Source organism: Melioribacteraceae bacterium (assembly GCA_019638015.1).
GTDB lineage: Bacteria > Bacteroidota > Ignavibacteria > Ignavibacteriales > Melioribacteraceae > JAHBUP01.
Map to the genome: position 1 here is coordinate 3,231,612 of JAHBUP010000001.1, position 21,926 is coordinate 3,253,537.

Consider the following 21,926-nt stretch of genomic DNA (forward strand, 5'->3'; position numbering starts at 1 on the left):
ATTTTTTTTATTCAATCTTAAGTTCAATTTTTCTTATTTCACCATCGTAAGTATTGTAATAAATCTCCGAGGGAGTAATTCCCCATCTTGGGTACATTGCAATATGATCTTGATCCACCGTCAAATTAAAATATTTACCGCTCTTAATATTAACGATATGTATGTTTGAGGATATCACTTCCACACCATCATCAATATCTTTCATAAACAAAACCCAATTTCCATCGGGAGAAAATGAGGGATAATTTGCATATCCTAATTTTTTAATTATTGCGCCATTCAAGTCAGTGATGTATGCACCTTTTCCGGCAAAAGTAAAAAGTAGCAAATTTCTATTTGGAGAAATTGAGGGCCATAAATAATGCCCGACTCCAAATGGCTGAATTGTTTTTTTAACTCTTCCATCCGTTACAATTAGACTATTGTTTTGAGCATAGGCAGTTATTAATGAATAATTACTTTTTTGAAGAACGTTTTTATTTACCACAACCGGTAAATTGGAATCCTTTAGAAAACTGAAAACCAGTCCATTCTCATTTTTACAAATCCTTAAATCGCGAATACCGTTTTCTATATATGAGGATCTTCTTGAAATAATATTGTATGAAACTAGCGAGGAGATTCTTCTTCCATTATTAAATCTGTCATGTCTAAAAATCAATTCATTGTTCGAGGAAAAACCGGGTTCGTATCCTGCTCCCAATGCATCCGTGATTAGTAGAGTATTCCCGTCATTTATATTTTTGAGCCAAAGCCCTTTTCTATTCTCTGATGAGAAAATAATGCTCTTTCCATCCGGGTTAACTTGTGGATAGTAAAATTTTCCTTCGGTTAAATTTGTAACCGGATTGTTCTTTATTACTGTAACTTTTTGAGAAATTACCGGCATCGTCATCAAAAATAAAATCAAGATTACTTTTCTCATTTTCACTCCTAATAAATTCAATTATAATTATTCCTAACAATCAAATCATATTGTTTTCAAAGCTCAAATTCAATTCATTTGTCACAAACTTGATGCAAGGTAACTATTTAACCAAGTCCAAGTAAAGCAGATTTTTAGCATGTTTAATCTATATTTCTGTTAAAAAAATGCAACTACACAATCGGGTGGTTATAAATCAGTGGAAATTGATAATTTTCTTATGATTCAATTAACAGTAATATTTATAATATAAAAAGTCTTCAATATGAATTTCTCAATTAGACCCTATCAGAAATCTGATTACGCAAAGTTATATGAAATTTGTCTGAGAACCGGCGATAGTGGAAAAGATGCCTCCGGTATTTACACTGATCCACTTTTACTTGGGCATATTTATGTTGCCCCCTATGTTATATTTCATCCTGAGCTGGCTTTTATTATTACAAATAATAATATTCCAATTGGGTACATCGTTGGCACTTCAGATTCTACGCAATTTTACCAAACCACCGAGCAGAAGTGGTTTCCTCCGTTAAGGGAAAAATATCCATTCCCCAAGGAGAGTGATAGTAGTGCCGACGCAAGAATTATTAGGTTGATTCATAAAGGTCATCCTCCTAAAGCTGAACTTTTGGATTACCCGGCTCATCTCCATATCGATATTTTACCTGAGGGACAAGGGCATGGATTAGGTAAGAAATTAATTCATATTTTTGCTGAGAAGTTAATTGAGCTGGGAGTAAAAGCGCTTCATTTGGAAGTTGGCAAAAAAAATAAGAATGCTCAATTATTCTATGAAAAAGTTGGATTTAATATTATTAAAGAATTTGAATATTCAATAGCGTATGGAATGCAATTAACAAGAGGAAAATAATCTGATTCGGAAACTAAAAATGACAAAAAGTAAAAAACTGTTTGATGAAATAAGCGCTCTAGCTACAGAACAAAGAAATAAAAATTCGATGAATATCGATAATGAAAGCATTGCCGGTATTTTAAAGATCATAAATAATGAAGATAAGACAATTCCATTGGCGGTTGAAAATGAACTGCCATATATTGAAAAAGCTGTTGAACATATAGTTCATGCATTAAAGAATGGAGGTCGTCTTCTTTATTTTGGAGCAGGCACAAGTGGAAGATTGGGAGTTGTTGACGCCTCTGAATGTCCCCCGACTTTCGGAACGCCATTTGGATTAATTGAAGGATATATTGCCGGCGGAAAAGAAGCTATGTTTCGCGCGCAAGAAGGAGCCGAGGATTTTGAAGAGAATGGAGCCGGTGATGTGGTAAAAGCTGAGGTGACAGATAAAGATGTAGTCTGTGGTATCGCCGCGAGCCGCCGAACTCCTTATGTAATTGGAGCCATAAAGAAGGCGCATGAACTGGGCGCAAAAACATTGTATGTTACTTGCACTCCCCGCTCTACTTTTAATATTGATAATGTTGATGTGGCAATTTGTGTTGATGTGGGTCCCGAGGTTATTATGGGTTCAACAAGAATGAAAAGTGGAACGGCTCAAAAATTAGTTTTAAATATGCTCACTACAGCTTCGATGGTTAGAATGGGAAAAGTTTATGAGAATATGATGATTGATCTGCAGATGACGAATAAAAAACTGGTAGAACGATCAAAAAAAATTATTATGACAATTACCGGCGTTGATTATGAGAGCGCAGAGGATTATTTGATAAAATCGAAGGGTCATGTAAAAACAGCATTGGTTATGATTCTTGCTAATGTTAATTATGAAGAAGCGCAGCTGCGGCTTCAAAGAGCAGATGGCTTTGTAAGAAAAGCAATTTTGGATAATTAAAACTATACATGAAGAATATAATATTTTCACTTTTTCTTTTTACTGTATTCACTTCGGGAGTCCTTTATTCTCAAAACAATTTAATTGAGAAATTACTTTTTGAGAATCAGAAACAATTTGAGAATGTTTTAAAAAATATTGACACATTCGAAGTACAAATTATTTATACGCAGATAGATAGAGATGAAAATAACTTTCCCGCTTTCACTACTCATAAATATAGAGTAAATCCCCGCAACTACTTCTACCCCGCCAGCACGGTAAAGCTGCCGGCGGCAATTCTGTCGTTGGAAAAATTAAATAACCTAAACATAGTTGGACTGAATAAATATACTCCCTTAAAAGTTGATAGCGCGAGTGAAAGACAAAAAGCGGTAACTGTTGATTCATCTTCTGAATCGGGGCTCCCATCAATCGCTCATTACATTAAGAAAGTTTTTTTGGTAAGTGATAATGACGCATATAATCGGCTATATGAGTTTTTAGGACAATCGGCCATAAATGAGAATCTTCATAATAAAGGTTATAGTGATGTAAAAATCCTTCACCGGTTTCAAGGCGGCTTAACTTCCGAGGATAATAGAATTACAAATCCTTTCACTTTTTATGAGAATGATAGAGTGATCTATAGACAAGAAGAGGCGCGGAACACAAATACTTACAATATTGAACTCGATGGATTATCAAAAGGTATAGGATACTTAAATTCAGCTGATGAAATTGTATATAAACCTTTCGATTTTTCTGCACGCAACTACATCTCGCTTGAATCTTTGCATGAAATTTTAAAAGCGGTAATCTTTCCGGAATCAATTACTCGCGAGAGGCGATTCAATTTAACAGATGACGATTATAATTTTTTATATAAATATATGTCAATGTTACCCAAAGAAAGTAAGTATCCCAGCTACGATACATCTTATTATGATAGTTATGTTAAATATTACATGTTTGGAAACTCAAAAGCTCCAATGCCCGAGAGTATAAGGATTTTCAATAAAGTTGGATTGGCATACGGCTACCTAACCGATATCGCCTACGTTGTCGATTTCGAAAGAAAAATTGAGTTTATGCTATCATCCGTAATTCATGTAAATAAAAATAAAATTTACAATGATGGGATTTACGAATACGATGAAATAGGATTACCTTTCTTTGCTGAACTCGGTAAAATTATTTACAATTACGAATTAGAAAGAGTTAGAAAATTTCCGCCTAATCTCTCAAAGTTCAAATTTAATTACAACTATAATTAGCACAAATAAAAAACCTCAGGACTAATAATATCTCGTTAAGTCACCGAGGTTTTAAAATCAAATCTTTATTTAATTAAAATAGCTTAAGCCAAATCTTGCCTACCAGAAAATTGTATATAGTAGAACTAATATAATCAGAATAGCATACGCGCTTATGTTAAATGAAGAATCTGTTCTAAACAATTTTGCTGTAAGTACAAGTCCTTTTGGATCATCATCAACCTCTGAAGTTGTTAAACTTACACCAACCATAATTACCATAGTAATTAGCATAGTGTAGAACATCTGATCCATCCAGGGTAAATTTACAATTGTAGCTTTTAAAACAAGTGCAACCACTATTGAAGAGAGGGCGCCAATTATAGCGGCTTTATTTGTGGTTTTTTTCCAGAATAATCCCATCAAAAAGATTGCAAGAATTCCCGGGCTTACAAGTCCTGTATATTCTTGTATGTACTGAAACATCTGAGGAATATTTCCCATAATTGGAGCGAGTGCAATCGCAATAACTAAAGCTGCAGATGCGGTAATTCTGCCTACATTTACTAATTTCTTTTCTGATGCGTTTTTATTTATGTATGGTCTGTAAATATCCATCGTAAAAATTGTGGAAGTAGAATTTAACATTGAGGCTAAAGATGAGACTATCGCGGCTGTTAATGCGGCAAGGACCAACCCTTGCAGACCGGCCGGAATAAATTTACTGATTAACCAAGGATATGCTTTATCAAAATTAACACTACCATCTGCTTTTAAGAATGCTTCTGAAACCCCCGGTATTATTGCTGTACCATCAGGTTGAGTGAACATTACATAAGCAACTATTCCAGGAATTACTACTATTAAAGGAATAATTAGCTTTAATCCCGCGGCAAAAGCAATTCCCTTTTGTGCTTCTTTTATTGATTTGGCGGCAAGAGTTCGTTGAATTATATATTGATTGAAACCCCAGTAATATAAATTTGCGACCCACATTCCGCCAATTAGAACCGCAATACCCGGGAGATTAAAAAATTCAGGATTATCTCTTGAAAGAATCATATGAAATTTTTCGGGAGCTTTCTCAAACACATGCGAAATCCCATTAATGATTCCACCTTCGGGAGTAACAGCCGAAAGTGCGAGTACTGAAGTAATTAATCCACCAATAATCAACAATGCAACTTGCACAGCGTCGGTCCATGCCACTGCTGATAAACCACCGTATAACGAATAAGCGGCGGCAATAAATGCCAAACCTAATATCGCGTAAAAAATTAAACTGCCGTCACCGGTTCCAATAATTGTGTCTATCGCCTTACCGCCAAGAAATAAAACTGATGTAAGATTGACGAATATAAATAGCGCAACCCAAAATACAGCTAGTATTGTTTTCAGATTTGTACTAAAGCGCTGCTCAACAAATTGAGGAATTGTGTAAAGTCCTTTTTCAATAAATATTGGTAGGAAAAATTTTCCGACAATAATAAGAGTGATAGCGGCCATCCATTCATAGGAAGCAATTGCCAATCCAATAGCAAAACCAGAACCCGACATGCCAATAAACTGTTCGGCTGAGATATTTGCCGCAATTAGTGACGAGCCAATTGCCCACCAGGGAAGTGATTTTCCAGCGAGAAAATAATCTTGAGAATCTTTTTGATGCCCTTTCTTGCTTCTTGAAACCCATAAACCGAGAAATACAATAAATACTATATAGGTGATGAATACAGCATAATCAATGAACGAAAAGCTCATAAATTCTCCTTCATTTTTATTAAAGAAGTTAGAGATAGAAACAATTTTATTTTTTTACAGCATTCCAAACGCCACTCAGCATGCTGGCATTCCATTTACCAGAACCCGTTTCGTAATTAACTGTTCCTTGGAGTGTGCCAATGTGACCTCCATCGGCAAAAATATCTCCCACAATTACTCCATCTTTCGAAACCGTGCCCTTAAAGTTTACTTCATAATTAACCGAGCCGTAAGGGATCACTTTTTTTACATCAAATGTGTTTTGGGGTGAAATACTAAACTCTACTTTTTCATCGATGGAACCGGATAAATTCATTTCCCATGCTCCTTCGAATGAATCCTTTTGAAAAATAGAGCAGCCGTTCATAAGGGCAATAACGATTAATAATAGGAAGATTCTTTTCATTTTATTTCTCTTTTTGGTTTAATCCGTATTGTTGAAATAATTCAGTATATTTTTTGTGAACTAGTTTTTTGAATGTCTCTAGATTATTTATAAAATTAGCGAGCGAGACATTCCCCCCAAAATCAAAAAAGTAACTCACTAATTGTTCGAGATAAATATTTGTTAATTTAGAAATGAGTCCAAAAGAAACATTCGTATCGTCGTCAAGTTTATCAAGCTTGAACTCCTCATCTGGACGAATTAATTCTTCCTCTTCAAGTAGTGAATAATCATCAATCTCATTTTCGAGCTCAATTTTATAGCTCCAAATACGTGCAAGTTGAAATAGAATAGTGATTATTTCTTTAGTCTTCTGTTCACGGGCTTGTTTAAAAGTCTGGATTGATTTCTCTGAGAGAGTTTTTTCAATGGATTCTATATTAAAATTTTTAAGTATCTCTTCAAGGGAAACTGAATTATTATCTGCGTTGGCAATATCTTTAAATTTAGAAAGAATATTTTCATCGAATGCAATTTGCTCATCACTTATTATATCATTCGAAACCAGAATCTCCATTATATATTCTTTTTGCCCGGGGTATTTCCTATCTAAAAATTCTTCGGTTAATTGAAGCGAATCAGCTCCACTGGAAGAGTCATCAAGCAAACTTACCAGATATGATTTAATTTTTATAAATACTAAATATGTGTCTATTCCTGAATTCAATATCTCACCTTTAAATCTACAAAAGAGTACCTTTCAAAAGAACCGCCGCAATTGAAAAGTAAATAATTAATCCGGTAACATCCACTAATGTTGCGACAAAGGGAGCCGAAGATGTTGCCGGATCAAATCCCATTTTCTTTAATAAAAAGGGAAGCATCGCACCCATTAAACTCCCCCAAACTACTACACCAACTAGGGCAATACTAACTGTAAAACCAACGAATGCCCAATACATACCATAATCTTGAAAAGCATATTGCCAAATAGATATTCTTAAAAAACCAATTACTGCTAGTATTAAACCGAGTATAAAACCAACAACCACTTCTCTTCTGAAAACAAAAAACCATTCTTTAAGTGTTATTTCGCCAAGGGCGAGGGCTCGGATTATTAACGTAGATGCTTGCGAGCCGGAATTTCCACCGCTCGAAATGATAAGAGGAATAAATGCCACTAATACTAGAGCTTTTTGTATTTCAGTTTCAAAAAAATCCATTGCGGTAGCTGTTAACATTTGTCCTAAAAATAAAATACTTAACCAGCCTATTCTTTTTTTGACCATTCCAAAAAGATTTGTGGAAGCATAAGTATCCTCGAGTACACCAACAGCACCTAATTTGTGTATATCTTCAGTGGCTTCTTCTTCTGCAATATCAAGAACGTCATCAACCGTAACAATACCAACGAGAATATTACTATTATCAACTACGGGAAGTGCGGTTCTATCATATTTCTGAAATACCTGAACTGCAGTTTCTTGATCGTCATTTACATTTAGAAAAGAATAATTGAGATCCATTAAATCACTTACTCTAGCATTGAGTGGTGAAAGAAGAAATTCTCTAATTTTTATATCATCTTTCAAAACACCTTTGGAATCGGTAACATAAACAACATTTAAAGTTTCTTTATTTTGGCCATTGGCGCGGATGTAATCTAATGTTTGCTGAACTGTCCAATCTTCTTTAACAGCAATATAATCGGGAGTCATCAAACGGCCGATAGAATATTCAGGATATCCCAACAATTGCTGTGAGATTTTTCTCTGTTCAGGAGTAAGGTAATTTAACATCTGCCTTACTACATTGGGAGGCATCTCCTCAAAAAGAGCGGTTCTGTCATCATCCGCCATTTCATTAAGTACAGATGCAACTTCCTCTTTGCTCAGCGAATGAATTAATGAGAGCTGTGTTTCAACTTCAAGGTATTCAAAAACATCTGCGGCAAGATCTTTTGGAAGTAGACGAAAAATTATCGCTTCTTCATTTTCTTCAATTGAGGTGATGAGATCAGCAATATCAACCGGATCCCAGTCGATCAAAATTTCTTTGAGTTCGACAAAATCTCTGGTTTTAACTAAATCTAGTATTTCTGGTTTGACAAGCTGTGATAACATTCTTGCCTCCTGTCTTGAGGAGATGAAAGGATACACAATTACATAATTCGGTGTTGCAATCTAAAACAGATATGCCTAATAAAAAAGACTCGATTAAAAAATTAACAACCTTTTGTTCAATTTACGGATATAAATTTGACAATAATAGTATTGATTTTAATTTGTGGAATTATGCAGGGTATGGTGGGTTAGAAAAGACGCCCCACTTATAAAAAGTGAGGCATCGTAATTTGTTATTCTTCAGTATGAGCGAGCCAGAAACCGCCAATAGAATTAAATTGAGTATCTCCCCAAACTTCTGCTAAAAGTACAAACCCATCTCTAGACACACCGGATGCTTTTAAGTTATATCTAACCTGGGTTGATTTTTCAGCATCAATTAATGCAGGCATTAATACTACTTTTGGTTTCTTATCGAATGGTTTTGGAAATGTAATTTCATATTCAACCATTCTCTTACCTTGATTTGAGTGCAAGGTATAGCTTGTACCGTTCTGATCTTTTGAATAAAAGAAGGTTCCGCTCTGAACCTGAACTTGCCCGTATGTAAATGCGGACACAAATACTAATAAAGCAAAAATCATTGATATTTTTCTCATTATTCCTCCATCTGTTTGTTTGTGATGTATTGGGACGACAATTCAGTTCGTTCTTAAGATTAATTTCTAAATTATTAATCTATTTGTCAATTAAAAAACCAGAACAAATATAAACTAAAGATTTAATTCTTTCTTCATTAAATTAAAAGTTTCTTCAATTGAGTGTGGACTATAAAATATTTCAGCCACAGCTTTCTTTATTTTTAAACCGGATTTTAATGGTCTTGCCGCTGGTTGTTTTAATTCAGAAGTAACAATTGGTTTTATTAAATCTTTATTTAGATTAAAATAGTCAGCAATTCTTAAGGTAAAATCAAACCTTGAAATTATCTCCGCTCCGCCAATATTTATTATTCCCTCTTTTTTGAGATCAGCTAGGGTGTTTGTAGCGTACACAATGTCGTCAATATAAGTTGGATTTCCGATCTGATCAGTCACAATTCTGATTGTATGTTGATCCCGCAAACTGCTAATAACCCATTTTACATAATCGGGTCTGCCATATTTAGCCGGTCCATATAAAATATTAGTTCTCACTATCGAATTCCTAACACCACTCACCCTCACTGAGTTTTCTGCCGCTAATTTTGTACGACCGTAATATCCAATTGGATTAGGAATATCTTCTTCACTATAAGGACCATTTTTTCCATCAAAGATATAATCGGTTGAAAAATGGATCAAATACGCGTCAATTGTCCATGCATAGAATGAAATATTTTCCACACCATTTACATTTATCTTCCATGCAGTTTCTCTTTCCGATTCCGCTTTGTCAACATTTGTGAATGCGGCTGTGTTTATAATTACATCAGGGAAAAATGATAAAATTAATCCCCGAACGTCATTTTTATTAGTTATATCTAATTTTTGATATTGTACCCCCTCAATTAATGAATAATCCTCAGCTGAAGCAGATAAAAGCTCAACATTCTTTTGAGTAGAATAAAATTCAGTTAATCGTTGTCCAAGCATTCCATTTGAACCGATTATCAAAATTCTTTTTTTAATTAGGTCGCCAGTTAGCATTATCGAATTTACCCGTTTACAAAAAAATTATTATTAACAACATTTGCCGCGGTATTTATCGACTTATTCAACGCGGTAGAAATATCATCACCTAAAATATAGGAATAAAAGAAAGTAGCCCCAAAAATATCGCCGCACCCAATACTGTTTTTTTGTTCAACTTTAATAGCATCATGATGCAATTTTTTGATGTTATTTCTGTCCCAATAAATAGTTGCTCCTTTATTTCCTTTGGTGGTTATCAATAATTTAACGCCTAAATCTAAAATTTTTCTTGCTGTATCGATTTCTTCACCTTGGTAAATGCATTGAATTTCATTTTCATTACACTGCAAAATATCAATACAATTAAGCCATTTTTCAATTTTAGGAATAAGTCGAAATTCTCTGTTTCCATTTACGTCTAGTCCCCGTGCCAGAGTGTGAACATCGAAATAGATTAATTTAGAGAAGTTACTCCTTATATATTTTAATTGTTCAATCGAAATATCAAATCCTGTTATCATATTAATTAGAATTCCATCAAAAACATTCCAATCTTCGATCGAATCAATATTCAACGGCTGAGATATATTTTTATAAATCTCTTTTCTTTCAGCTAAATCATCTAATCTTAGATATACTTCTGGTAAATCATCCAAACAATTACAATAAGTTAAATCACAATTACTATATGCATTTTCAAAAAGGGATTTGTGACTATCATTAATTCCCGTTAAAAGATAGACCCGATCATCCGGTCTTTTTAGGGCGCATAATCCTAGTGAAGTATAATACAATCCCCCCGGTTTAATTATTTCTGCATGTCCCTCAATATGGTCAAGTATGGAATGTCCAATCGCTAAAATTTTCATTACGCTAAAAATGATGTATTTTGAATGTAGTGAATTTAATGTTTGTTTTATTTTAAAACTATAAAAATAGGTTTTAATATAAATGAAAATAGGAATTACTTGTTATCCTACATATGGCGGAAGCGGCGTTGTTGCAACCGAACTCGGATTAGCATTGGCTTCGCAAGGGCATCAGGTTCATTTTATTAGTTATGCTATTCCCCAGCGTTTAAATCGATTTGTTGAAAATGTTTTTTTTCATGAAGTAGAAATGAGCAATTATCCATTATTTGAGCATTCATTATATGGTTTATCTTTAACAAGTAAGATGTTAGAGGTGGTTGAATATGAAAATTTAGATCTGATGCATGTTCACTATGCAATTCCTCATGCTGTGAGCGCCTATTTAGCGCGACAAGTTTTAAGGAAATCGAAAAAGGATTTAAAGTTTGTTACCACTCTACATGGAACGGATATCACTTTAGTTGGCCTAGAACCTTCATTTATGCCTATTGTAAAATTCAGCATTGAAGAAAGTGATGGTGTTACTGCCGTTTCAAGATTTTTAAAGGAAAAAACTCTAACCAACTATAATATTGAGAAGGAAATTGAAGTTATTTATAATTTTATCGACATTGACAAATTTTCTCCGATTCCCAATGAAGATTTAAGAAATCATATTGCTCCAAATGGGGAAAAGATTCTCGTTCATACTTCCAATTTTCGACCAGTCAAGAGAGTGCCAGATACAATTAGAATATTGGCAAAAGTTCAGCAGGAGATTCCAGCAAAATTAATTTTAATTGGCGATGGTCCCGACCGTTCCGAATGTGAGAGATTAGCACGGGAATTGGGAATTCATAAAGATGTAATATTTTTAGGAAAGCAGGATGTAATTTCTGAGATTCTCAGTTCGTCCGATATATTTTTAATGCCATCACAATCTGAAAGTTTTGGACTCTCCGCACTCGAAGCAATGGCGTGCGGCATTCCGGTAATTAGTACATCGGTCGGCGGATTACCTGAATTAGTAGTACATAATGAAACAGGCTATATCGCAGAGATTGGTGATGTGGATAGAATGGCAAAGTACGCGGTAGAATTATTTACCAATAAGAAAAAGTATAGTTCGTTTGCTACAAATTCTCGAGCAAGAGCGGTTAACTCTTTCGATAAAAATTTAATATTACCTAAATATCTTCAGTATTACGAAAAAGTGCTGAATTCATAATAAACGTTATAATTGAGAATTTTTTACAATCTAAGTTGTATTATCTCACTTTATATTTACCGGGGTTCTTCCAATACTATAATAAGTAAATCCTAATTCTTCGATCTTTTTTGTGTCAAAAACATTTCTTCCATCAAAGATTACCGGACTTTTTAATTTCTTCTTTATTAAATCAAAATCAGGATTTCTAAATTCATTCCATTCAGTTAAAATTAAGAGAGCATCTTTATTACTCATTGTTGAATACTGATCTGCGGCATATTCAAGTGAATCACCCAAATAAAATTTGGCGTTCTCAGATGCGGCAGGATCGTAAGCGGTAACTTTTGCTCCTAATTTTGTAAGCTCTCTAATAATATAAATCGAGGGGGCTTCACGCATATCATCGGTATTTGGTTTGAAAGCTAATCCCCAAATCATGAAATGCTTTCCTTTTACATCATTATTGAAGTGTTTTAGTATTTTTTTAACCAAAATTAATTTCTGTTTTTGGTTTAGTTCATCCACCAGCTTCAATATTTGAAAGGGGGAGTTATGTTCGGATGAAGTTTTATAGAGAGCATTTACATCCTTGGGAAAACAAGAACCGCCGTAGCCGATTCCGGGGAATAAAAATCTTTTTCCTATCCGCGAATCGGAGCCCATTCCCTTTCTAACATTATCAACATTTGCCCCAACGACCTCACAAAAATTTGCAAGCTCATTCATAAATGTAATTCTTGTTGCTAAATATGAGTTTGCCGCATACTTTGTAACTTCTGAACTCTCAGGATCCATTTCAAAAATAGGATTTCCCTGACGCACAAATGGTTCATAAATAGAACGCATTATACTTAGTGCCCGTTCAGTTTTTGCTCCAATTACAACTCTATCCGGTTTCATAAAATCTTCAACCGCAAATCCCTCTCTCAAAAACTCCGGATTAGAAACAACTTCAAAATTGGTGATTCCATTTTTCGATATTATTTCTGTAACCATTCTTGAAGTACCAACGGGAACAGTGCTCTTATTTACAATAATTTTAAATGGATGATCTTTTTGATCGACGAGAATTTTAGAAATATCTTCCGCTACTTTAAATACATATTTCAAATCTGCGCTTCCATCTTCACCCTGGGGAGTAGGCAGACATAGAAATATTACATCACTTTCTTGTACAGCTTTCTTTAAATCATCTGTAAAGGAGATTCTCTTCTTTGCAATATTTCTTAAAAATAAAATTTCCAATCCAGGCTCATAAATAGGCACTTCGGCATCTTTCAACATTTTCAATTTTTCGGGATCATTATCTACGCATATTACATTATTGCCCATTTCAGCAAAGCAGGTTCCGCTTACTAATCCAACATATCCCGAACCGATTACTGATAAATTCATTTTTATAATTCCTTATTATAAGTGAAAAGATCATTTCTCGTTAATTGACTGAGAAAGGGAGCATTTAAATCCTTTTCGGAAATAATTGGATTTTCAACTTTCCAATTAATATTTATTTCAGAGTCATCAAATCTAATTGCTCGCTCGGCAGATTTATCGTATAAATTTGTGCATTTATAGGAAAATATAACTTCCTCACTTAATACTGAAAATCCGTGTGCGAATCCAGGTGGAATCCAAAGTTGGTTCTTTCGTTCGCCATCCAATTCAACCGCATAATATTTACCAAAAGTTAGAGAGCCAACTCGAATATCAACAGCAACATCCAGTACTTTTCCAATTATTACGCTGCATAATTTACCTTGTGCACTTTCACCGATCTGGTAATGTAATCCTCTTATTGTTCCCTTGGAAGATTTGGAAATATTATCTTGCACAAATTTCGCGTTAATCCCCAACTCATTATATTTTTTTTGATTATATGATTCAAAGAAAAATCCACGTTGATCGTAAAATACATCGGGTTCGATCAGTATTACCCCTTCAAGATTAGTTTTAATTAGATTCAAATTTTTCCCACTAATATTTTTTATTTGAGTGCCAATTCCAGGCGGTTGTTATTATCTCATCTATATTATACTTAGGTCTCCAACCAAGAATATCTGCCGCTTTTTTATTATCAGCAACTAATCTCGCCGGATCTCCTGTTCTTCTATTAACAATTTCGAATGGTATATTTTTATTAGTTATTTCTTTCGACTTCATAATAATTTCAAGAACCGAATTTCCCTCTCCGGTTCCAAGATTGAAAACAGTGGAAGAATTTCCCTTTTCGAGATATTCTAGAGCTCTTAAATGAGCATCCGCCAAATCTACCACATGAATATAATCACGAATACATGTTCCATCCGGGGTATCATAATCATCCCCAAAAACTAAAACTTTTTCTCGTAAGCCGAGTGCAGTATTAAGTACAATTGGTATAAGATGTGGTTCAGGATCATGGCTTTCACCAAGTTCCACTGTAGGATGAGCCCCGGCGGCATTAAAGTACCTCAACGCAACAAATCTCATTTTATAAGTCTCTTCATAATCTGACAGCATTTTTTCAATAATAAATTTTGTATTTGCGTAGGGATTAATTGGATTCGGAATTTGATCCTCAGCGATCGGGACTCTTTCTGGATTTCCGTAAAGGGAGCAAGTTGAAGAAAAGACAAAGTTTTTAATTCCATTATTCACTGCTGCATTTATTAAATTAAAACTTCCCACAACATTATTTTCATAATACAAGTCTGGCTTCTCAACTGATTCCCCCACATAAGCAAATGCCGCAAAGTGAACAATGGCCTCCGGCAAATGCTGCCTTATAACTTTGTTTAATGATTCTTTATCTATTAAGTCTGCTTGCTCAAAAATTGCCTTTTCATTTACCGACTTTATATGCCCGCGAGATAGATTATCGAGTACAATTACTTCATGTTTGTTTTCTATTAAATATCTTACAAAATGAGAACCAATATAACCCGCCCCACCTGTTACTAAAACTTTCAATTCTACCTCTGAATTTTTTCTAATTATATATGCAATATATTTAATTAAAAGTATTCCATGAAAATTTATTATGTTTTCTACCGACAAACAAAACAAGTATTTATTTTTCAAATGCTATTGGATGATATTAAGTTGAGTAATAAGAAACATCTAGACATTCAGAAAATTACCGCAGTATGGGCATTCAGCGAGGCGGTATTGGGTGGAATGCTGCACGCGCTAAGTTTTCCATTTACAGGACTTTTTATTGGATCGGCTTCAGTTCTATTCATTAGTTTGATTGGATTAAATTCACAATCATACTCACAGATTATCCGTTCGACTCTTACCGTGATAGTTGTAAAAGCACTCGTGGCTCCGGTATCTCCTCTGGCTGCATATTTTGCAGTTACATTACAAGGAATATTAGGATTTACATTCTTTTCTCTGTTTGGAAAGAAAAATATTACAATGGTTTTGCTTGGATTATTTTCACTGCTCTTTTCGGCTCTTCAAAAAATAATTTTAACAACAATACTTTTTGGTATGTTATTTTGGGAAGCGATCGACAGTTTTGCATCATTCGTTACTTCTCAAACTCCTTTTATTCAAGAAGTAGGAAATATAAGCGCAAGTTTAATTATAATCATAGCATATAGTTTAATTCATGTGATTGCTGGAATTTATTCCGGAATATTAGCCGCTAAAAGTGATAAGTGGCTTGCTACTAAAATTGATCCGCTAATATTGGAGGATCTAAGATCAACATGTGATAGTTATATTATTCGAGAGGATAAAGAGAGGAAAAAGAAAATATGGTGGAAGAGAAAATCGGGAGTTGTGGTTTTTCTATTATTAATTACTATTGGTTCAATTTCTTACCTTGCACCTTCTTCAACAAATGTTGATGTGGCTGAACTACTCCTTATGATTATCCGGTCAATAATAATCACTTTGGCATGGTTTCTATTTATCTCACCAATTCTTGTGAAGTACTTTAATAAGTATGTGCAAAAAAAAAGATTTGAGAATGCAAAGGATATCTTAAATATCACCTCACTATTTCCCTACTTCAAATCAGTTGTTACTTATGCGTGGAAGAGAAATGAGAGCATGAGGGGATTGAGACGCGTGAGATATTTTCTTAGGGATTCATTCCTATTTTTACTTTTAACCGAGGATCAATTTAATGTGTAAGATTTTTATTTTAAGTGGAGAAATTGAAAGTGGGAAAACCACATCTCTAATGAAATGGGCTGCGACGAGAAATAATGTTGGCGGGATTTTTCAGCCGGTTGTTGAGGGAAAACGATTTATATATGATATATCGAGCAGAACTTTGAAGAATTTAGAAATTAATCTTTCGTCTGAGGGGACCAAGATCGGTAAATATAATTTTGATACACATACATTTGAGTGGGCACAAATTGTTTTAATGGATTGCTTATCAAAAGAATTGGAGTGGTTAATTATTGATGAAGTTGGGCCTCTCGAGTTAGAAGGTAAAGGACTAGAGCCGGTTGTATCAAAAATTCTTCAGGAAAGAGATCAGATAAACGCAAAATTGGTATTTATAGTCCGGACCTCCATATTGGAAAAGTTTGTTGAAAATTATGATTTGGATGGAAAGTTTTCTTTGTTTGAATATTCCCTTTAGCCAAGTATCTAAAATCAGATATTATTCAACTTACAACTCGTATTCCTTCACACATTCAACTTGAATGAAATTAATTCTAACAGCCTCCAATAATTCTCTTTGCTTTTTTTACTGGCTGAGCCGATTGCTTTAATTTATTTTCAGAAATTAGAACCGGCAATACTTTACTTGCCTTTATTCTAAATCTCTCGGTATCTGAAATCTTTATACCAGTAATATTATTTTGAGACGTAAAGTTTAATATTTCTTCTTTCAATAAATTCATTCCACCTTTCAATACCTTTACATTTTCGTAACCAAGCTCGGATGCGATTATTGCTCCTTTTTTTGCCATAGTTTCGTCATCCGCAATAATTACATTTCTCATTCCTTTGAGTGAGAGTTGTTTTAGAATATCCTTTTCAAAAATATTACTCAATGAAATATTAGTTGATTTTGGGAGGCTTAATTCCTTGTACTCACTTTCGGAGCGTAAATCAAATATTTGCAATTTCTTATCATCATCCATTAGCCGGAAAGTAAGTTCATCAGCACTCATAGTTTTAATTTCATAAGCACTGATATAATTCACATTGGTCAGCTTATCCATCATCGCATCTTTTCTATCGGGAAGTATAAATGCCGAAAGGCCTATGACTACTGCTATTCCGGTTAGTCCATAATAAATTTTCTTCAGCTTAAATTCCTCACCCGGAACTTTATTTACTTTTCTTTCAACAAAAGTAACAGCCCAAAATGCTCCGACTGCCATCAGCATCAATAAAAACGCAAACAATGATTGTGATATGCCAAGTAATTCAAAAATTCTTGGACTTCCCCAATTTTCCGCTTTATATAAATTTTCCCAGAGTGGATATCCTTCAGCAAAAATTAAAACGCCGGCAAATAATCCAACAACAAAAATTATCGCGTCAATCTTCCCAATTGCCGCGGCACAAACACCTGTCCCTGGACAAAAACCCCCAATTACAAATCCTAATCCCATGATTAATCCACCAGCAAGTGCGGAGTATAAAAATGTGGGATTAATATATATCAAGCTCAAATCAAGCATACCGAAATGTCCCATTGCAATTACACCAATCATAGCAGTAACTCCGGCAGTGAAGAAAACCCGCAGAACAGTAAAATCGTATCCATAAAATAAACCAACCAACTTTTTTGAAGTTGAAAATCCCGCCTGTTCAAGCACAAATCCAAAGGCTATTCCAACAAAAAGGGCAACAACAAAATTTAGTTCATTACCAATTATTTCCGGTACTAATGGTCCCATTGCATTCTCCTATATCCAAAGTTTTCTTACGAAGTAGGCAAACATATACGCCCCGCCGAAAATTGCCATCATTGTTATAATTCCGCCTGCAGATAAAACAGCCATTCCGCTGAGAGCTGAGCCACTGGTGCATCCCCGCCCAAGCTGCGCTCCAAATCCAAATAATACTCCTCCGGTTAAAGCAGCTAAAATTCTTATCCTGCTAGTAGTTTTTGGTGAGTATTCTAATGTGAACTTTAATCTATTTGAAATTAACCCAGAGATAAAAGCACCGATAATTACTCCAATAACTTCAAATACCAGCCAGCTTTTTAAGGGATTTTCCGGATGCTCAACTTTATATTCTTTATAAAACGTGGCATCTGCAGTGTGAGCTGGCGCTACAGTTTCAACGGTGGCAACAACCGCACTTTTAAATGCACCACTCGCACCAAGTCCTCTTCCTGTAATGTAAATAGTAACCAGTAAAACCAGTCCGAGTAAAAATCCGGCTAAATATGGATTCATATATTTTGTATCAGACATTTTCTGCCTCACCATTTTTTATTTCATTATTTGAATTTTCTTTTTCATGAGATTCATGATCTTCTAATTCTTCATAACCTGTAATCATTGCTTTTAAATTAGAAGTAATAGTTGTACCCGTTGTTATTAAATAAAGATGAGCAATAATGAATGCAATTAACGCATAAGCTCCAGCCGTATGAAAAACAGCTATTGTTTCTACCGATTCAATATTTAAACCAACAACTCCTCCCTCTTGAGGATATCGATAAAACATATACAGTAACCCGCTAATTACCATTGTAGGAATTACTAGTATTTTTAATGCTAAATAAACCAAGCGTTGTAATGGATTTAATTTACTGAGTACTGTTTTCTTCGTGGGATGCGGAGCGTGCCTAAAAATGCCAAATAAATAATAATCGGCTTGAGCCTTTAAATTTTTAAAGCTCGGTACATATTGTTTCCATTCTCCTGTTGAAAAGTGCCAGAATATGGCAAATGCAATAAGTATAATAAATGAATATGCCGCAACATTATGATACTTCACAGCATTTGCATATCCGAAAAATTCCAATGAACCATGAATTTCAAATCCGGTGATGGCTAAAAAGAATATTAAGATTGACTGCATCCAATGCCAAAATCTTTCGAATGATCTGTAGATATAAATTTTCTTTTTCAAATTAACCTCTTTTCTTCATTTTACGGGATGAAACAATTCGGATTGAACCATGAACTATAATACCTATCAAAGAAAGTATAATTACAGATTTACCTGCAAATTCGACTATTGGATTATAATCACGTGCGGGCATATAAAAATCGGTTAATGCCGCTAGTCGGCTGTTTTCGCGTGTGTGGCACTCATTACATTGTACAGTATTTTCTTTCGGCGAAACCATATGATTAACAGGCCAGTACATTTCCGTATTTATAAATTCTATTTTGCCGCTGAATGGAAGTCCCACTTTTTTCTGTCCGGCTTCCGAAGCTTTAATCCAATCAAAATCCTTCCACAAAGCTCCCTCACCAACTTTTTCTGAATACAATTTAGGTTGTATTAACATTTTGGTTTCGGGGTCAAATGGCTGTCGTGCTCTATGAATTTTTACCGGAATTATTTTTGAATCGGGATCGGAATACTCCCCATTCAACTTATTCAAAACCAGCGGTTTTGTTGTATCCGCAATTTGATCCCCCAGCAAATAATGATTGGCAGTTCCATTAAACCACACATATTCAGGTGTCAGATTTTTTCCCCACTTAAATGTTCCTTTGATAGAAAGAAAAGTATGATTTCCCTCGGCATCATCCACTTCATAAGGTTTACCCTCTTTCAACGTTCCCGCAGTTGACCAGTCCCAATCTGTTTTTGTAGCGTTAACTTTTGCGTATACGGGGATGTGGCAGGTTTGGCAAGCAACTTTTAAAGTATGGTTATTTAATATTTCATCCTGATGAGCATTAGATGTATGGCAATCTTCACACAAAGCCCTATTTTTATTCATTGAAGAGAGTGAATATAGTTTTCCCTTCATAATATGCTTTTCTGAAGTATGGCACGCAATACAACTCAAGTTGGAAGCATCGGTTCCCATATGAACATCAATTTCTTTTGTAGGCTCAAACATTGATTCTTCGAGATCGCCATGTTTAACATTGTTACCTCCGCCGCCAAAGAAATGACAAACACCGCAGTTACTTCGTTTTGGTTTTCCAACATTTTGTGAAATAAAACTAAGATTTAAATTTGGAAGCGGCGCTCCCCCTTTTTCTGAAGCTTTTATATAGGATTCGGTTTGGTCGTGACAGACGAGACAATCAATATTTGTTGGGTCGGTATATTCAAAGGTTTGTGAATCCGACATTCCCGCACCAATGTGGCATTTTGCACAGCTTTTCTCATTCCCTTCAACACCAATGCAGAAATTATTTACCGCATTTTTTTTACCGAGATAAACTATCCCTCTTCCCTCAACATATTCTTCCCTCTCCCAATTCCAATGATTCGATTGCATCACTTCAGTATGACGTTCCGTATGGCAAGAAATACATGTTTCAGTAACCTGCTGCAACGTTGTGAAGTTTTTCTGCAATACTGGAAATTTAGCATGATTTACAGATGGCTTAACGGGCGACGAGTATTTTTCTTTCAACTTTTCAAGATTACTTCTCTCTGTTTCGTTTGATGAAAGAAATACTATTGCGGTTGTAATTACTAATCCAATTAACAAAAGTGATACAATTATTTTTTTCATAATGAGTTTTTATTTATTAACGGTAATTAATTTAATTGCGTCTTTTATATGGTCACACTTAGTAAAGTTTTGGTAAACAGAACACTCGCGGCAGTTTAATTTTTCGCAAAAATTATTTTTGTGTTTGTATGTCCAGCAGGGCTTACTGTGTTCTTTATAAGCCTCACAGTTCGCTCTATCAGTCTCGGAACACTTTGCTACATCCCAGCAAGGAATTAACGAGTACATTGTTTTAATTCCGTTGATGCTGATTTTCATTTCATTGATTGCCCTGCGTATGCACTCAATTCTTTCCAAATCTCTTTTAGAATAGAGGCGTTGATTCGATTCTTTTTTAAATGGAATGAATAGACCTTCTCTTTCATACATTCGCAAAGTATGAACAGAAATTTTGAGTAGTAATGCCGCGGAACTTATCGGGAAAATAGGTTCGTCGTCTTTGAGATTGTTTGTCATACAGTTTCGTAATAGCTGATATTTATAAATATCAACTTACTTGCCAGAAATAATTATCAATAAAATATAAGATTTGATACAAAAATCGAATAAAAGATTCTTGTATCCAAGAATAATTTTGAAAAAGTTTCGATTTTGAGATAAAAAAGGACTATTGGTCTGCTGCAAAAGAGTTGGATCGATAAATAATCAATCTAACTTACTCCTACTTCACATTTAGGTACTCATCCCAAATTTTATAGAGTTCAAAGGTTGCCCGGATATCTTTACCGCAATAAATCGCAATTTCCTTCATTCTTCCGGCTTTGTAGAGTTCTTTCACTTCCATTCCGGTAATGCCTTCTGATTTTGGAGAACCGACACCAAATGATATACAGTAAAAATCTAAATTAAATTTTCTGGTTACCCCGTAAAATGTAAATTGTTCAAGAAGATCTATATGCTGTGATATATCATACCTATTCTTGAGAAGATTTTTAGAAGGCTTAATTTTGTGAATTACCGAACGCATCATTAGAAAAGGCAGATCAAAATTTCTTCCATTAAATGAAATTAATTTTGTGGACTTAGAAACATAAATCCAAAATTTGGTGAGCATCTCTGATTCACTCATTGGCTTATAAGTAACATCGGTTTCTTCATTAATCCATTGAGAATCATTCCCCTCCTCAAACAAAACAATTACCTTTTCACTAACAACATCAAGCAGTCCTATGGAAATAACTTTTGCCGTTAACGGGTAGAGACTGAGATATCTTTTAGTGTCAGAGTAGAGCAGTTCTTTTTTAACATGATCTGTTTCATGTTCGGCTTGTCTTAATAAAAATTCCTGCTGCGATTCGGCGAGTTCTTCAATTTCACAGCCGACTGTTTCAATATCAAATACCAAATTCATACAACCCCCATTTGTTAAGTATTTAATTTTCCCCA

Annotated in this window: 23 protein-coding genes; 6 read left to right on the forward strand and 17 right to left on the reverse strand. The window is 34.6% G+C overall.

Features of this window, described 5'->3' with window-relative positions:
• Nucleotides 1-7: 7 nt before the first annotated feature.
• A complete protein-coding gene (locus KF816_13755; protein MBX3009079.1) occupies nt 8-925 on the reverse strand; it encodes a PD40 domain-containing protein in 918 nt (305 codons plus the stop codon).
• Nucleotides 926-1,190: 265 nt separating this feature from the next.
• Between KF816_13755 and KF816_13760 the strand changes: the two genes are divergently transcribed.
• Genes KF816_13760 through KF816_13770 form a run of 3 tightly spaced genes read left to right on the forward strand, consistent with a single transcriptional unit; the run spans nt 1,191 to nt 3,998 of the window.
• Nucleotides 1,191-1,799 carry a GNAT family N-acetyltransferase gene (locus KF816_13760; GenBank protein ID MBX3009080.1) on the forward strand — a complete coding sequence of 203 codons (609 nt, stop codon included), beginning with the start codon at nt 1,191-1,193 and terminating at the stop codon, nt 1,797-1,799.
• Between the two features lie 19 nt (nt 1,800-1,818).
• Nucleotides 1,819-2,742, forward strand: coding sequence for an N-acetylmuramic acid 6-phosphate etherase (gene murQ / locus KF816_13765; GenBank protein MBX3009081.1), 924 nt, complete (start codon nt 1,819-1,821; stop codon nt 2,740-2,742).
• Nucleotides 2,743-2,750: 8 nt separating this feature from the next.
• Nucleotides 2,751-3,998 carry a serine hydrolase gene (locus tag KF816_13770; GenBank protein MBX3009082.1) on the forward strand — a complete coding sequence of 416 codons (1,248 nt, stop codon included), beginning with the start codon at nt 2,751-2,753 and terminating at the stop codon, nt 3,996-3,998.
• 99 nt (nt 3,999-4,097) lie between these two features.
• On the opposite strand, the gene KF816_13775 is transcribed toward KF816_13770, so the two are convergent.
• From KF816_13775 to KF816_13805, 7 genes are all read right to left on the reverse strand, one after another.
• On the reverse strand, nt 4,098-5,735 hold the full coding sequence (locus KF816_13775; protein MBX3009083.1) for a sodium/sugar symporter: 1,638 nt from the start codon (nt 5,733-5,735) through the stop codon (nt 4,098-4,100).
• A gap of 46 nt (nt 5,736-5,781) precedes the next feature.
• Nucleotides 5,782-6,141: a hypothetical protein gene (locus tag KF816_13780; GenBank protein ID MBX3009084.1), complete on the reverse strand. Its 360-nt coding sequence runs from the start codon at nt 6,139-6,141 to the stop codon at nt 5,782-5,784.
• 1 nt (nt 6,142) lies between these two features.
• On the reverse strand, nt 6,143-6,847 hold the full coding sequence (locus tag KF816_13785) for a hypothetical protein (protein ID MBX3009085.1): 705 nt from the start codon (nt 6,845-6,847) through the stop codon (nt 6,143-6,145).
• Between the two features lie 16 nt (nt 6,848-6,863).
• Nucleotides 6,864-8,243 (reverse strand): magnesium transporter, encoded by a 1,380-nt coding sequence (gene mgtE / locus KF816_13790; GenBank protein ID MBX3009086.1) that lies wholly within the window; start codon nt 8,241-8,243, stop codon nt 6,864-6,866.
• Nucleotides 8,244-8,476: 233 nt separating this feature from the next.
• Entirely contained in the window at nt 8,477-8,842 is a 366-nt protein-coding gene (locus tag KF816_13795; GenBank protein MBX3009087.1) for an H-type lectin domain-containing protein, read from the reverse strand.
• A gap of 114 nt (nt 8,843-8,956) precedes the next feature.
• Nucleotides 8,957-9,871 (reverse strand): dTDP-4-dehydrorhamnose reductase, encoded by a 915-nt coding sequence (gene rfbD / locus KF816_13800; GenBank protein MBX3009088.1) that lies wholly within the window; start codon nt 9,869-9,871, stop codon nt 8,957-8,959.
• Nucleotides 9,872-9,879: 8 nt separating this feature from the next.
• On the reverse strand, nt 9,880-10,725 hold the full coding sequence (locus KF816_13805; GenBank protein ID MBX3009089.1) for a carbohydrate kinase family protein: 846 nt from the start codon (nt 10,723-10,725) through the stop codon (nt 9,880-9,882).
• Between the two features lie 82 nt (nt 10,726-10,807).
• Here KF816_13805 and bshA point away from each other — a divergent pair, with 82 nt between their 5' ends.
• Nucleotides 10,808-11,935, forward strand: a complete 1,128-nt coding sequence (gene bshA, locus KF816_13810) for an N-acetyl-alpha-D-glucosaminyl L-malate synthase BshA (GenBank protein ID MBX3009090.1) — start codon at nt 10,808-10,810, stop codon at nt 11,933-11,935.
• 45 nt (nt 11,936-11,980) lie between these two features.
• Here the strand turns inward: bshA and KF816_13815 are convergent, their stop codons facing one another.
• From KF816_13815 to galE, 3 genes are read right to left on the reverse strand one after another with little or no spacing between them, the layout of a single operon-like run.
• Nucleotides 11,981-13,312, reverse strand: coding sequence for a UDP-glucose/GDP-mannose dehydrogenase family protein (locus KF816_13815; protein MBX3009091.1), 1,332 nt, complete (start codon nt 13,310-13,312; stop codon nt 11,981-11,983).
• A 2-nt stretch (nt 13,313-13,314) separates the two neighbouring features.
• The gene (gene rfbC / locus KF816_13820) at nt 13,315-13,881 is read right to left on the reverse strand and encodes a dTDP-4-dehydrorhamnose 3,5-epimerase (GenBank protein MBX3009092.1); all 567 of its coding nucleotides are present in this window, start codon (nt 13,879-13,881) and stop codon (nt 13,315-13,317) included.
• A 10-nt stretch (nt 13,882-13,891) separates the two neighbouring features.
• Entirely contained in the window at nt 13,892-14,911 is a 1,020-nt protein-coding gene (gene galE / locus KF816_13825; protein MBX3009093.1) for a UDP-glucose 4-epimerase GalE, read from the reverse strand.
• Nucleotides 14,912-14,923: 12 nt separating this feature from the next.
• Between galE and KF816_13830 the strand changes: the two genes are divergently transcribed.
• Together KF816_13830 and KF816_13835 are read left to right on the forward strand one after the other, a co-directional pair.
• Nucleotides 14,924-16,042 (forward strand): hypothetical protein, encoded by a 1,119-nt coding sequence (locus tag KF816_13830; GenBank protein ID MBX3009094.1) that lies wholly within the window; start codon nt 14,924-14,926, stop codon nt 16,040-16,042.
• Nucleotides 16,035-16,502, forward strand: coding sequence for a hypothetical protein (locus KF816_13835; protein ID MBX3009095.1), 468 nt, complete (start codon nt 16,035-16,037; stop codon nt 16,500-16,502). Before KF816_13830 ends, KF816_13835 begins: the two co-directional genes overlap by 8 nt.
• A 76-nt stretch (nt 16,503-16,578) precedes the next feature.
• Here KF816_13835 and KF816_13840 read toward each other — a convergent pair whose 3' ends face one another.
• The 6 genes from KF816_13840 to KF816_13865 form a co-directional block, all read right to left on the reverse strand.
• Nucleotides 16,579-17,775 (reverse strand): YeeE/YedE family protein, encoded by a 1,197-nt coding sequence (locus tag KF816_13840; protein MBX3009096.1) that lies wholly within the window; start codon nt 17,773-17,775, stop codon nt 16,579-16,581.
• A 9-nt stretch (nt 17,776-17,784) separates the two neighbouring features.
• Nucleotides 17,785-18,300, reverse strand: a complete 516-nt coding sequence (locus KF816_13845) for a YeeE/YedE family protein (GenBank protein MBX3009097.1) — start codon at nt 18,298-18,300, stop codon at nt 17,785-17,787.
• A complete protein-coding gene (locus KF816_13850; protein MBX3009098.1) occupies nt 18,293-18,913 on the reverse strand; it encodes a cytochrome b/b6 domain-containing protein in 621 nt (206 codons plus the stop codon). Before KF816_13850 ends, KF816_13845 begins: the two co-directional genes overlap by 8 nt.
• Before the next feature lie 52 nt (nt 18,914-18,965).
• Nucleotides 18,966-20,540, reverse strand: coding sequence for a tetrathionate reductase family octaheme c-type cytochrome (locus KF816_13855; GenBank protein MBX3009099.1), 1,575 nt, complete (start codon nt 20,538-20,540; stop codon nt 18,966-18,968).
• 9 nt (nt 20,541-20,549) lie between these two features.
• Complete coding sequence (locus KF816_13860) at nt 20,550-20,996, reverse strand: MerR family transcriptional regulator (protein ID MBX3009100.1); 447 nt, start codon at nt 20,994-20,996, stop codon at nt 20,550-20,552.
• A gap of 205 nt (nt 20,997-21,201) precedes the next feature.
• The gene (locus tag KF816_13865; protein MBX3009101.1) at nt 21,202-21,891 is read right to left on the reverse strand and encodes a ribonuclease H-like domain-containing protein; all 690 of its coding nucleotides are present in this window, start codon (nt 21,889-21,891) and stop codon (nt 21,202-21,204) included.
• Nucleotides 21,892-21,926 lie beyond the last annotated feature (35 nt).

Coding starts and splice junctions, on each gene's coding strand:
- mgtE (MBX3009086.1), bottom strand. CDS start 8,243: ATGTTATCACAGCTTGTCAAACCAGAAATACTAGATTTAGTTAAAACC.
- KF816_13830 (MBX3009094.1), top strand. CDS start 14,924: ATGAAAATTTATTATGTTTTCTACCGACAAACAAAACAAGTATTTATT.
- KF816_13780 (MBX3009084.1), bottom strand. CDS start 6,141: ATGAAAAGAATCTTCCTATTATTAATCGTTATTGCCCTTATGAACGGC.
- KF816_13845 (MBX3009097.1), bottom strand. CDS start 18,300: ATGTCTGATACAAAATATATGAATCCATATTTAGCCGGATTTTTACTC.
- KF816_13855 (MBX3009099.1), bottom strand. CDS start 20,540: ATGAAAAAAATAATTGTATCACTTTTGTTAATTGGATTAGTAATTACA.
- KF816_13840 (MBX3009096.1), bottom strand. CDS start 17,775: ATGGGACCATTAGTACCGGAAATAATTGGTAATGAACTAAATTTTGTT.
- murQ (MBX3009081.1), top strand. CDS start 1,819: ATGACAAAAAGTAAAAAACTGTTTGATGAAATAAGCGCTCTAGCTACA.
- KF816_13835 (MBX3009095.1), top strand. CDS start 16,035: ATGTGTAAGATTTTTATTTTAAGTGGAGAAATTGAAAGTGGGAAAACC.
- rfbD (MBX3009088.1), bottom strand. CDS start 9,871: ATGCTAACTGGCGACCTAATTAAAAAAAGAATTTTGATAATCGGTTCA.
- KF816_13770 (MBX3009082.1), top strand. CDS start 2,751: ATGAAGAATATAATATTTTCACTTTTTCTTTTTACTGTATTCACTTCG.
- KF816_13860 (MBX3009100.1), bottom strand. CDS start 20,996: ATGACAAACAATCTCAAAGACGACGAACCTATTTTCCCGATAAGTTCC.
- KF816_13795 (MBX3009087.1), bottom strand. CDS start 8,842: ATGAGAAAAATATCAATGATTTTTGCTTTATTAGTATTTGTGTCCGCA.
- KF816_13865 (MBX3009101.1), bottom strand. CDS start 21,891: ATGAATTTGGTATTTGATATTGAAACAGTCGGCTGTGAAATTGAAGAA.
- KF816_13805 (MBX3009089.1), bottom strand. CDS start 10,725: ATGAAAATTTTAGCGATTGGACATTCCATACTTGACCATATTGAGGGA.
- bshA (MBX3009090.1), top strand. CDS start 10,808: ATGAAAATAGGAATTACTTGTTATCCTACATATGGCGGAAGCGGCGTT.
- KF816_13755 (MBX3009079.1), bottom strand. CDS start 925: ATGAGAAAAGTAATCTTGATTTTATTTTTGATGACGATGCCGGTAATT.
- KF816_13775 (MBX3009083.1), bottom strand. CDS start 5,735: ATGAGCTTTTCGTTCATTGATTATGCTGTATTCATCACCTATATAGTA.
- KF816_13850 (MBX3009098.1), bottom strand. CDS start 18,913: ATGCAGTCAATCTTAATATTCTTTTTAGCCATCACCGGATTTGAAATT.
- KF816_13760 (MBX3009080.1), top strand. CDS start 1,191: ATGAATTTCTCAATTAGACCCTATCAGAAATCTGATTACGCAAAGTTA.
- KF816_13815 (MBX3009091.1), bottom strand. CDS start 13,312: ATGAATTTATCAGTAATCGGTTCGGGATATGTTGGATTAGTAAGCGGA.